This window comes from Deltaproteobacteria bacterium, from assembly GCA_016180855.1.
Taxonomy (GTDB): Bacteria; UBA10199; UBA10199; order JACPAL01; family JACPAL01; genus JACPAL01.
On sequence record JACPAL010000003.1, the window covers coordinates 115,350 to 124,552 of the forward strand.

The window sequence follows — 9,203 nt, forward strand, 5'->3', positions numbered from 1 at the left end:
TCCCCTAAGTTCCTCGCATGTCAGACGGCCCACGTGTCAGATTTGCCCCCTCTCCCACCGGTCATCTCCATATTGGTGGAGCTCGGACGGCGATCTTCAACTGGCTCTATGCGCGGAAGGAAAAGGGGGTCTTTATCCTCCGCATAGAAGATACCGATCGGGAGCGATCGACGTCAGAATACGTCCGTTCGATCATGGAAGGGCTTGAATGGCTCGGGCTTGATTGGGATGAGGGGCCTTACCACCAGATCGACCGGATGGAGATTTACAAGTCGCATGTCGACAAGCTCCTGGCGGAGGGGAACGCTTATCGATGTTATTGCACCACTGAGGAATTGGAGCAGAGACGGAAATCTGCCTTGGCGAAGGGGGAAAAACCAAAATACGATGGTCGTTGCCGCGATGCCGATCCGAACCAGAAGCGGCCGTACTGCATCCGTTTTAAGACAACTCAGACGGGTGAAACCGTTGTCCACGATCTGGTCCATGGAGATGTCACGTTTCAAAATGCGGAACTCGATGATCTTGTGATTCAGCGCACTGACGGAATTCCAACCTACAATCTCTGCGTTATTATTGATGATGCCTTGATGAGGATTACCCATGTTATCCGCGGGGACGACCATTTGAATAACACCCCTCGCCAGATACAACTTTATCAGGCGTTCGAATATCCCCTTCCCCTATTCGCCCATCTTCCGATGATTCTTGGGGCCGACCGGACACGGCTTTCAAAACGGCACGGGGCAACCTCCGTTTTAGCCTACAAGGAGATGGGGCATCTTGCGGATGCCCTGATCAACTTTCTTGCACGACTTGGGTGGTCCCATGGAGATCAGGAGATCTTCACGCGTGACGAACTGGTTGAAAAATTCTCACTGGGTAATATCGGAAAATCGGGGGGCGTCTTCAATATGGAGAAGCTCGCCTGGCTTAACAGTCATTATATAAAGACGACCGATCCAAAGACATTGGCCGCCCTGCTGATCCCGTTTTTGGAGAGGGAGGGACATCAGGTGATAGTGGGGGAGATGCTGGAGCGGTCGATTCAGCTCTGTCGCGATCGGGCCAGGACATTGATCGAGCTGGCCCATCTTGTCCTTCCCTATCTGGCCGAAGAGATTACCGTGGAGGAGAAGGCACTGCCTCATTTAGCGAATAAGGGACTCCTCCGGGAGATCCGAGGGTTTCTCTCGTTGCAGGAGGACTTTCACGAGTCGGCCCTCAAAGGCGCCTTTGAACGACTCACAGCAGAGAAGAAAATTTCCTTGAAAGAAGTTGCCCAACCACTACGGGTTGCCCTGACCGGTTCGACCGTTTCTCCCGGTATCTTTGAGGTGATGACCCTGCTCGGTCAAGAGAAGGTTTTGAGGAGACTTGATAAGGTTTTGGCATGAAGAGGCGTTTGGCGGGTATTCTCCTGCTTCTTTTATTCTCTCGGTCCCTATGGGCCGGCAAAAAAGAGGATTACAAAGAACGTTCCGATATTGCCGAGCAATGGTTTTTTCACGAATTGCCCCGTCACATAGGAAATGATCTAAAAGAGACTTTTTGGAATCAATGGCACCTTTTGGGCATTGCTGCAGGGACGGGGCTGACCCTTGGAATTCACCAAAAAGATCCGGAGATCCAGGCGGAGTTTCATCCTCGTGATATTCTGGGCAGTGCGAACGATCTTTTTAACATCTTGGGAAACGGTCTTGTACTGGGGGGAGGTGCCTTGGTGGCGACAACCACCTTTAAACTCCTGGAGATGCCGAGGGCGACCTGGACGGCCGGAACGATGCTCGAGGCACTCACATTGACCTATGCCTTTACTTACCCCTTAAAGCTCATGACTCAACGGGAGAGGCCGGATGGTTCTAACAGTTACTCGTTTCCATCGGCGCATGCCTCCGGCTCCTTCGCCCTGGCCACGGTGGCGGAGTCTTTCTATGGTCCGTGGATCGGCATCCCCTCCTATCTTCTCGCGACATTGATTTCGCTCTCCAGGCTTGATAGCAACAAGCATGTCGCCTCAGATGTCATGGCAGGGGCCCTTTTAGGCACGGTTGTTGGGCTTGGTACGGCTCGATTTCACAAGGAGGAGAGAAAGGATTTTTTTGTTGCACCCAACCTGTCGGCATCAGGTGGAGGGATTCAGATTGGGAGGCTTTTCTAAAAAAGTATGTTGCCACTGACGGGAGAACTTAAAAAGGAGCTGTGGAGAAAATTCATCCACATGGGGATCATCATTGCCCTGCCGATTGCGGCCATTTCGAAGGGGGTTCTCGTTCTCGTGATTGTTGCTTGTGCCATCATGTATCTCTCCCACGAATCCTTTGTTCGTCAGGGAGGATCAGTTCCATTTCTATCGGAGGCGGTCGCCAAGGCGAAACGGCTTCGTGAAAAAGAGATTGCCCAATCCCCGTTTTTTATGGGGTTGGGGGTTGGAATCACCCTGCTTGTCTTTCCGTTCAAGCCGGCTGCGGCCGGACTTCTGCAACTGGCGTTTGCCGATGTTGCCTCTGCCATCATCGGGATTACTTACGGGAAACACAAACTAAAGCACTCTCCCAAGAAGAGCTGGGAGGGGACGACTGCCTATTTCCTGACCGCGCTTATTGTGATGGCGTTTTTCTATTCCTGGCCGATCGCCATCTTTTTGGCGATCGTTGGTGCCTTCATTGAATCACTTCCGTACCAGGATTGGGACAATCTGCTGATTCCCCTGGGAGTTGCCGCCTTGGCCTCTTTGTTTTAGAGAGCTGACTTTTCCTATTCAGAGTGCCTTGATGATGGCGTGTGCAAATTCGGTTGTGCGGGCCGTTCCCCCCAAATCCGCTGTGAGGACCCTCCCGGTTTTGAGAACTTTGTTGACGGCCCGGCGTATCTTGTGAGCAGGTCGGTGTTCTCCCAGATAATCGAGCATCATCGCGCCGCTTAAGATCAGTGCCGTCGGATTGGCCTTGTTCTTGCCGGCGATATCCGGTGCCGTTCCATGAACGGCCTCGAAAATCGCCCCCTTTTCACCGATGTTGGCGGCTGGCACGACCCCCAATCCTCCGACAAGCCCGGCGGCCAGATCCGAGACAATATCACCGTACAAATTTTCCAGAAGAAGAATGTCAAACTGCTGGGGTCTTAAAACCAGTTGCTGGCAGGCGTTGTCGACGATAATCTCATCATATTTGATCCTTGGATTTGCCTTGGCCACTTTTCGTGCGCAGTCCAAAAAAAGCCCGTCGGAGAGCTTCATAATATTGGCCTTGTGAACCGCCGTTATCCTCTTGCGACCCTGTTTCTTTGCATACTGAAAGGCAAACTCTGCAATCCGGAGGGAGGCTTTTCGTGTGATCACCTTGATCGATTCGACAACGCCCGGCGCCACGATATGCTCAATGCCGGAATAGAGATCCTCCGTGTTCTCACGAAGGATGACGAGATCGACGTCGTGAAATCGGCTCCGGATACCCTCCAGGCTCTTTGCCGGCCTTACGTTGGCGTAGAGTTTGAGTTGTTTTCGGAGCAGGACATTGACACTCGGGAAGCCTGTGGCAATCGGCGTCGCCAAGGGTCCTTTAAGGGCGATCCTGTTTTTGCGGATCGACCGGAGCGTCTTTTCCGGGAGTGGATGATTCGCTTTTTCTATCCCCTTTTGGCCGGCGCTCACCTCTTCCCAGATGATCCTGACCCCAGTCGCCTCAAGAATCTCACGCGTCGCCGCGACAATTTCGGGGCCTATGCCGTCACCAACAATAAGGGAGATCCGGTAAGTCATTCTTTCTTAAGGAGCAATCGAGTGGGAGTCCATCCCGTTCGGATGATTATTTAAAAGGTAATCGATATCCAAGATAAATTCCTCCCGGCTGTACCCCGCCATGTCCACCTTTTTGGTATCCATCCGGACTGCATCGCAAGGACAGGCCTCGACGCAGAGTCCACAAAAGACGCAACGGAGGAGGTTGATATTGTAAACAACAGGGTACTTTTCAATTTTTGGGTCCGGGTTTTCGGCGGCAACAATCTCAATACAGTCAGCCGGGCAGGCAGTGGCACAGAGCATGCAGGCAGTGCAACGAACCGATTCATCCGGACGTTTCATGAGCCGATGTTCTGCACGATACCCATCTGGAATCGGCTTGGGTTGTTCGGGATACTCATAGGTTGCTATCTTTTCAATCCGCAGGAGGTTTTTGAGTAGATGCTTCAAGGTGGTCCAAAGACCCGTTACGATGGGGAAAAGATAGCTTCTCTCCCAGAACGTCATCGGTCTCTGGTAAAGGACCTTTACTTTTGCTTCCATCTATGTTGTTAGCTCGCACAATCCAACAATCAAAGTCAACGATCGGCCTTAAGTAGCTGAATTGACAGTCAGACGGGGTTGGAGCTAAAGTGGTTCCCGATGGCAAAAGACCTTGGTAAAGTTTTAAAAGAGACAAAAATCCAGTCGCTCAGCCTGAGGAAGCCCCTCTGCGTAAAGGGAGATGTTACGATTGAAAAGGTGATTTCCCTTATGGAGCAGCAAAGGACCGGTAGTGCATTGATAGAAGAGCATGAAAAACCGGTCGGTATTTTTACTGAACAGGATCTCTTGAAGAGGGTGATTGAGCCGGTTTTAAGTCTCAAGACGGCAGTTCAAGAGGTGATGACCCCGGCCCCCAAGACCTTAAAATTTGACGATTCCGTAGCTGATGCAATCAAGGTGATGAGTGAGGGGGGGTACCGTCATATCCCACTTGTCGATCATCATGGGAAGATTCAGGGAATTCTATCGGTTCGGGAACTGATCCGGCATCTTGCGGAACATTTTCCGCATGAGGTTTATAATTTACCGCCTGATATCCATCAGGTTCAACGTGCACCTGATGGGGCCTAAAAAGGAGAGGGCATGAAGGAGCTTGAGGAAAAAGAGAGCGTCGTCATCCGGTTTGCCGGTGATTCCGGTGACGGGATGCAGCTTACGGGAACCCAGTTTACGAGCACAGCGGCAGTGATTGGCAACGATCTGGCGACCCTTCCGGATTACCCTGCAGAGATCAGGGCCCCCGCCGGCAGCCTTGCCGGTGTCTCCGGTTTTCAGCTTAACTTTTCGTCAAAGGATATTCGTACACCGGGGGATGCACCCGATGTCCTGGTTGCGATGAATCCGGCCGCCCTCAAGGCGAACATTCGGGATTTAAAAGAGGGGGGGATGTTGATTCTCAATGAGGATGCCTTCACACCCCAGGGATTGAAGAAGGCGAACTATACCTCCAATCCCCTGGAGGATGATTCCCTCACGAAATACGAGCTCTACAAATTACCGATTACCACGCTGACCGTTAATGCCCTGCATGATACCGGGTTGACCAAGAAAGAGATCGATCGATGCAAAAACTTTTTTGCATTGGGTCTGATGTTTTGGCTCTATGACCGGCCGCTGGACGTGACAATCGACTGGATTAGCACCAAGTTCAAAAATAAGCCGGTTATGATTGATGCGAACGTCAAGGCCCTCAAGGGTGGGTTTCACTATGGAGAGACAGCCGAGATCTTCAAGAGGCATTACCATGTTGCCAAAGCAAAACTGCCGCCGGGGCGGTATCGCAATATCACCGGTAACGAGGCAAGTGCGTTGGGTTTTATTGCAGCAGCGGAGAGGGCCGGCAAACCGCTTTTTTACGCCAGCTATCCGATTACCCCTGCGTCCGATATCCTCCACGAATTATCACGACACAAAAATTTTGGGGTAAGGACCTTTCAGGCAGAGGATGAGATTGCAGCGATGGGGGCTGCGATTGGGGCCTCCTTTGCCGGGGCCGTCTCTCTGACAGGCTCGAGCGGACCCGGAATTGCCTTGAAGAGTGAGGGAATGAACCTTGCCGTGATGACGGAACTGCCGATGGTGATTGTTGATGTCCAGAGAGGGGGGCCGTCGACCGGTTTGCCGACAAAGACGGAACAGGCGGATCTGTTGCAGGTGATTTTTGGGCGCAATTCGGAGAGTCCTCTGCCCGTTGTTGCCCCCTCCACTCCCTCGGACTGTTTTGCTATGGCGATTGAGGCGTTTCGCATTGCCTTGAAGTATATGACCCCTGTTATTTATCTCTCGGATGGGTATCTGGGAAACGGTTCGGAGCCATGGTTGCTCCCTTCTATTGACAGTCTGCCAAATCTTGAGGTTCGGCATCCAACGGCCGACGGGCCAAAATTTTATCCCTATCAACGGGATCCGAAGACATTGGCTCGCCCTTGGGCGGTTCCGGGAACTGCCGGTCTTGAGCATCGAATCGGTGGTTTGGAAAAAGAAAATGTCACGGGCAACGTCAGTTATGATCCGAAGAATCATGAACTGATGTGTCAACTTCGTGCTGAAAAGATAGCCCGTATTGCCGATGATATCCCCGAGGCGAAAGCCGTCGGCTGCCAACGCGGGGATCTCCTTCTTGTGGGATGGGGCGGAACCTTCGGGGCGATCTCTTCTGCCGCAGAAGAGTTGCAGAGGGAGGGTTATTCCGTTGCCCATCTCCATTTAAAGCACTTAAATCCATTTCCCAGGAATCTGGGAGAGGTCCTGTCCCGGTTTGAGACGGTGATTGCGGCAGAACTCAACTTCGGTCAGTTGGCATTTCTTTTGAGAGGTAAATATCTCTTTGACGTCAAATCGCTCTCGAAGGTCCAGGGGCAACCGTTCACCATTGCTGAAATTGTCCAGGGGGTGAAGCGTTTCCTGAAAACAGAAGAGGTTCGATCATGGCAGAAAAAATCGCTGGCTTGACCGCCAGCCGTACCAGACAGGATTTCGTCTCCAGCCAGGATGTTCGCTGGTGTCCGGGCTGTGGTGATTATGCGATTCTTTCACAAGTTCAAAAAGTACTCGCCGAGCTCAACGTACCACGTGAGAATTACGTTTTTGTCTCCGGAATCGGATGTTCCTCGCGACTTCCTTATTATGTGAACACCTATGGATTCCACTCGATTCACGGTCGTGCACCGGCCGTCGCTACGGGAATCAAGGCCTATCGACCGGAGCTTTCAGTCTGGGTTGCCACGGGAGACGGGGATGCGCTTTCCATTGGGGGCAACCACCTCTTTCATGCCCTTCGCAGGAACATCGACCTCAAGATTCTTCTCTTCAACAACCGGATTTACGGTTTGACCAAGGGACAATACTCCCCGACATCGGAGTTTGGTAAGAAGACAAAGTCCTCCCCAGCGGGGGTTATCGATTATCCGGTCAATACCCTCTCCTTCGCCTTGGGCTGTGAAGGGACGTTTGTGGCAAGGACCATTGACAGTGACACCAGGCACCTCGGGGAAATGATCAAGAGGGTGGGCGAGCACAAGGGTGCGGCTTTTCTGGAGATCTACCAGAATTGTGTTATTTTCAACGATGAGGCGTTTAAAGAGGTGACGGATCGCGCAGTTCGTGAAGAGACGACAATTCTCTTGGAGCACGGAAAACCGCTTATTTTTGGTAAAAATCGCGAGAAGGGGATCCGCTTGAACGGGCTTGAACTGGAAGTTGTCACCTTAGGCAACGGTTATACAGAGAAAGATCTCCTGGTTCATGATGAGAAAACCGCTGATCCCTCTTACGCCTTTCTGTTGTCACGCATGGAGTTGCCAAAATTTCCGATACCAATCGGTGTTTTCAGGGCTGTCGAACGCCCCTCTTACGACCATCTTCTCGAGGAGCAGATTCGTCAAAGTACCAAGGCGATGGGGAAGGGAAGTCTTGAAAAACTCCTGAATTCAGGGGAGACCTGGACGGTTACATGAAGTGTCCTTACTGTGGTTCTGTCAATATGGCCGGTTCTGATGATTGTGAATATTGTCAGGGAAATCTTTCATCACTGGACGGTGTTTTACTCACAAAAAACAGAATCAAGAAAATACTGATGGAGGATCCTGTCTCCCATCTTGAGCCGAAGGCAGCGACCGTCGTTGCACCGACCTTGTCTGTCAAGGAGGCGATAAGCCTTATGAACAGGAAAAAGGTCAGTTGCCTGCTTGTCGGAGAGACCACCAATATCCATGGAATATTGACAGAGAGGGACATCCTCTTCAAGGTGATTGCCAAGAAGAGGCGACCGGAGGATGTTTCTGTGAGTGAGGTGATGACGGGATCTCCCGTAACTTTGGAGGAGGAAGACTCTCTGGCCTGTGCGGTGAACAAAATGTCGCTTGGCGGTTACCGCCATCTTCCTATTCTGGGAAAAGGAAAGCCGGTTGGGGTTATCTCTATCCAGGACCTCCTGAAACACCTTGCTTCTTTCTTGTAGATAGGGTTGCCGGATTTTCCCAGTTCTTCATAGACATCTAGGCAGAAATTCCCTATTTTTGGGCTATCTTGGGGAAGATAAGACCACTTAAAAAAGGATCTCTGATCGGGATAGCCGCTCCCGCCTCGCCGTTCGATCGCAGAAAGTTCAGGCAGGCGATTCAAAATCTCTGCCACCTCGGGTTTCGAACGACGTTTCAGAACGGAATTTTTTCAAAAAAACAATATTTAGCGGGTGATGACAAAAGGCGGTCCCGGGAGATCAATCGGTTGCTGAACAACCCCCGTGTTGAGGCGATTTTATTTGCTCGAGGTGGTTATGGTTCCGTACGACTGCTCCCTCTCCTTCCAAAAAAGATTTCAAATTTTAAGGTCATTATGGGCCTCAGTGACCTCACCATCCTTCTGGGGTATCTTTGGAAAAGGTATCGCCTTCCGACCCTCTATGGGCCTCTTGTTGCACCCCACTTGAAGGATCATCGCTATGCCGACAAGGTTCTCCGCGTCTTGAGTGAGCCCGATTTTTTTAAGCGGCAGTCTCTGGCCGGAACGCTTCTGATTCGTCCCGGTCGATCGAGAGGCCGTCTTGTAGGAGGTTGTCTCTCTCTTGTCGTCTCGTCGCTTGCGACTCCGTATGAGGTCGATACTTGTAACACCCTGCTGTTTCTTGAGGATACCGAGGAGGAGCCTTACGCCGTCGACCGGATGGTGACCCAGTTGATTCAGGCCGGAAAATTGCGAATGGTCAAGGGGATTATCCTTGGCAGTTTTTGTTGGAAGAAGAGGCCCTTCCCGAAGGAAATTCTGGAGGTCTTTCGAGACCGCCTTGGAAACTTTCAAGGGCCTGTCCTCTGGGGGGTTCCATTTGGGCACCTCAGGCATCCTTCTATTATTCCGTACGGAGGTGTCGGTCGGATTGAGGGAAGAAAATTATTTATTGAAAAGGGGATTTTTTAGA

At 51.5% G+C, this 9,203-nt stretch carries 10 protein-coding genes; 8 read left to right on the forward strand and 2 right to left on the reverse strand.

All coding sequences use genetic code 11. From position 1 onward, the window contains the following. Positions 1 to 17 precede the first annotated feature (17 nt). Genes gltX through HYT77_02105 form a run of 3 tightly spaced genes read left to right on the forward strand, consistent with a single transcriptional unit; the run spans position 18 to position 2,743 of the window. Entirely contained in the window at positions 18 to 1,397 is a 1,380-nt protein-coding gene (gene gltX, locus HYT77_02095; protein MBI2066792.1) for a glutamate--tRNA ligase, read from the forward strand. After that, entirely contained in the window at positions 1,394 to 2,161 is a 768-nt protein-coding gene (locus HYT77_02100; protein MBI2066793.1) for a phosphatase PAP2 family protein, read from the forward strand. Before gltX ends, HYT77_02100 begins: the two co-directional genes overlap by 4 nt. A gap of 6 nt (positions 2,162 to 2,167) precedes the next feature. Then, positions 2,168 to 2,743 (forward strand): hypothetical protein, encoded by a 576-nt coding sequence (locus HYT77_02105; protein ID MBI2066794.1) that lies wholly within the window; start codon positions 2,168 to 2,170, stop codon positions 2,741 to 2,743. Positions 2,744 to 2,761: 18 nt separating this feature from the next. Here HYT77_02105 and HYT77_02110 read toward each other — a convergent pair whose 3' ends face one another. Continuing rightward, positions 2,762 to 3,760: an isocitrate dehydrogenase (NAD(+)) gene (locus tag HYT77_02110; GenBank protein ID MBI2066795.1), complete on the reverse strand. Its 999-nt coding sequence runs from the start codon at positions 3,758 to 3,760 to the stop codon at positions 2,762 to 2,764. Between the two features lie 6 nt (positions 3,761 to 3,766). Continuing rightward, positions 3,767 to 4,285 carry an NADH-quinone oxidoreductase subunit I gene (locus tag HYT77_02115; protein MBI2066796.1) on the reverse strand — a complete coding sequence of 173 codons (519 nt, stop codon included), beginning with the start codon at positions 4,283 to 4,285 and terminating at the stop codon, positions 3,767 to 3,769. 99 nt (positions 4,286 to 4,384) lie between these two features. On the opposite strand from HYT77_02115, the gene HYT77_02120 reads away from it, so the two are divergent. The 5 genes from HYT77_02120 to HYT77_02140 all read left to right on the forward strand — a co-directional run bounded on the left by HYT77_02120 (position 4,385) and on the right by HYT77_02140 (position 9,202). Next, on the forward strand, positions 4,385 to 4,858 hold the full coding sequence (locus HYT77_02120; protein MBI2066797.1) for a CBS domain-containing protein: 474 nt from the start codon (positions 4,385 to 4,387) through the stop codon (positions 4,856 to 4,858). A gap of 12 nt (positions 4,859 to 4,870) precedes the next feature. Continuing rightward, positions 4,871 to 6,739, forward strand: a complete 1,869-nt coding sequence (locus HYT77_02125; protein ID MBI2066798.1) for a 2-oxoacid:acceptor oxidoreductase subunit alpha — start codon at positions 4,871 to 4,873, stop codon at positions 6,737 to 6,739. Beyond that, on the forward strand, positions 6,715 to 7,743 hold the full coding sequence (locus tag HYT77_02130) for a 2-oxoacid:ferredoxin oxidoreductase subunit beta (GenBank protein MBI2066799.1): 1,029 nt from the start codon (positions 6,715 to 6,717) through the stop codon (positions 7,741 to 7,743). The genes HYT77_02125 and HYT77_02130 overlap by 25 nt, the downstream gene beginning before the upstream one ends. Further along, a complete protein-coding gene (locus HYT77_02135) occupies positions 7,740 to 8,246 on the forward strand; it encodes a CBS domain-containing protein (protein MBI2066800.1) in 507 nt (168 codons plus the stop codon). The genes HYT77_02130 and HYT77_02135 overlap by 4 nt, the downstream gene beginning before the upstream one ends. Before the next feature lie 68 nt (positions 8,247 to 8,314). Beyond that, on the forward strand, positions 8,315 to 9,202 hold the full coding sequence (locus HYT77_02140; protein MBI2066801.1) for an LD-carboxypeptidase: 888 nt from the start codon (positions 8,315 to 8,317) through the stop codon (positions 9,200 to 9,202). Position 9,203 lies beyond the last annotated feature (1 nt).

Coding starts and splice junctions, on each gene's coding strand:
- HYT77_02130 (MBI2066799.1), top strand. CDS start 6,715: ATGGCAGAAAAAATCGCTGGCTTGACCGCCAGCCGTACCAGACAGGAT.
- HYT77_02135 (MBI2066800.1), top strand. CDS start 7,740: ATGAAGTGTCCTTACTGTGGTTCTGTCAATATGGCCGGTTCTGATGAT.
- HYT77_02100 (MBI2066793.1), top strand. CDS start 1,394: ATGAAGAGGCGTTTGGCGGGTATTCTCCTGCTTCTTTTATTCTCTCGG.
- HYT77_02110 (MBI2066795.1), bottom strand. CDS start 3,760: ATGACTTACCGGATCTCCCTTATTGTTGGTGACGGCATAGGCCCCGAA.
- HYT77_02105 (MBI2066794.1), top strand. CDS start 2,168: ATGTTGCCACTGACGGGAGAACTTAAAAAGGAGCTGTGGAGAAAATTC.
- HYT77_02120 (MBI2066797.1), top strand. CDS start 4,385: ATGGCAAAAGACCTTGGTAAAGTTTTAAAAGAGACAAAAATCCAGTCG.
- HYT77_02125 (MBI2066798.1), top strand. CDS start 4,871: ATGAAGGAGCTTGAGGAAAAAGAGAGCGTCGTCATCCGGTTTGCCGGT.
- gltX (MBI2066792.1), top strand. CDS start 18: ATGTCAGACGGCCCACGTGTCAGATTTGCCCCCTCTCCCACCGGTCAT.
- HYT77_02115 (MBI2066796.1), bottom strand. CDS start 4,285: ATGGAAGCAAAAGTAAAGGTCCTTTACCAGAGACCGATGACGTTCTGG.